The organism is Myroides sp. LJL116 (assembly GCF_054871685.1).
On sequence record NZ_JBTXLR010000044.1, the window covers coordinates 1 to 1,375 of the forward strand.

The window sequence follows — 1,375 nt, forward strand, 5'->3', positions numbered from 1 at the left end:
TGTCAAGTCCTGAAATAACGATACAGGATTAATATTATAAAAATACTAAAAAATGGTAGTAGACATCTTAGTTTACTACCATTTTTTTATAGGTCTTAAACTTTTGATTTCTAGTTGCGAACATCTGATTCGGAGTTAAAAGGTAATTTGAGTCATGTGGTCTATAGTTATTGTATATATCGACTACTTGATTTATTATCTTTTTCATAATAGGTAACTCCTGGTTATAGGTGTCAATTGCAAATTCTTGTTTTAGTATACCATTGATTCTTTCTGCAATAGCGTTTTCATAAGGGTCTCCATTATTGGTCATGCTACATCTAATAACTTTCTTCTTTAATAACTTCTGATAATACCTAGAACAATACTGTAACCCCCTATCGGAATGATGAATTAGTCCATCAATTTTACCCTTATTCTGCTTGATAGCAAGCTTTAATGCACTACTAGCACCTTCCAAAGACAAGCTATTAGAGACATTATATCCCACAATTTTTTTAGAGTAAACATCCGTAATAAGGCTTAAATAACAAGGTTTTTCTCTAGAGCCAATATAGGTAATGTCGGAAACCCAAACTTGATTAGGTCCGCTGATTTCTATATCCTTCACGATATTAGGGAATTTATAAAAAGGATGATCCGAATCTGTAGTGATATGAAATCTCTTTTTCTTTGAGATTAACAGTTTATTAGCCCTAAGTATTGAGAATAATTTATCTCTTCCTACACCAAACTCCTTGAGCTTGCTTTCTAGTTTGTAGTAGAGTTTTCTTGTCCCAATACGTGGCATTACTCTTCTTACTTCCTTAACAAGTTCAACTACACTAGTTGCTATGTGTTGTGATTGAAGTTTTCTAGTATTTTCTCTGTAATAGACCTGTCTATTGATCCCACACAAACTACAAGCCAATATTATGGTTTGCTTTTCTTGTCTTGTATACTCAAGGATTGTGCGGTTTCTTGATTTTTTCGAATGTCGATTTTTAAATCTTTCTCAGCAATATCAATCATCATATCAAAGAAAATAGCCTTTTGTTGTGCGAAGAACTTCTCATCTTCTAGCTGTTTAATTTGTTTCTCCAATTGGCGAATTTTCACCTCTTGAGCAATTAACTTTTGTTCCGGTGTCATTTCCATAGGTTTACGTATTTGATTGTTCCAATCAAAGTTACCAAATTTTTTCAACCAATTTTTAATTGTTTGATTACCTTGGATACCATATTTAAGTGTTGCTTGTGAAATGCTTAGTTGTCCTTGCTCAATTTCCTGAACAACTTGAAATTTGAAACTTAGCGTATAATCTTTTTGAGTACGCTTTACATAAGGGTTTGCCATAACGATTACTTTTGTTGTATCGTTATACTAGGACGTGACA

Annotated in this window: 2 protein-coding genes; both read right to left on the reverse strand. The window is 32.7% G+C overall.

Features of this window, described 5'->3' with window-relative positions:
• Nucleotides 1–67: 67 nt before the first annotated feature.
• The gene (locus tag ACYSNM_RS13780; protein WP_461757444.1) at nucleotides 68–898 is read right to left on the reverse strand and encodes an IS3 family transposase; all 831 of its coding nucleotides are present in this window, start codon (nucleotides 896–898) and stop codon (nucleotides 68–70) included.
• Nucleotides 899–912: 14 nt separating this feature from the next.
• Nucleotides 913–1,335, reverse strand: coding sequence for a transposase (locus ACYSNM_RS13785; protein WP_461757445.1), 423 nt, complete (start codon nucleotides 1,333–1,335; stop codon nucleotides 913–915).
• Between the last annotated feature and the right edge of the window lie 40 nt (nucleotides 1,336–1,375).

Excerpts from the sequence above, each read along its gene's own strand:
- ACYSNM_RS13785 (WP_461757445.1), bottom strand. The coding sequence starts at position 1,335 with ATGGCAAACCCTTATGTAAAGCGTACTCAAAAAGATTATACGCTAAGT.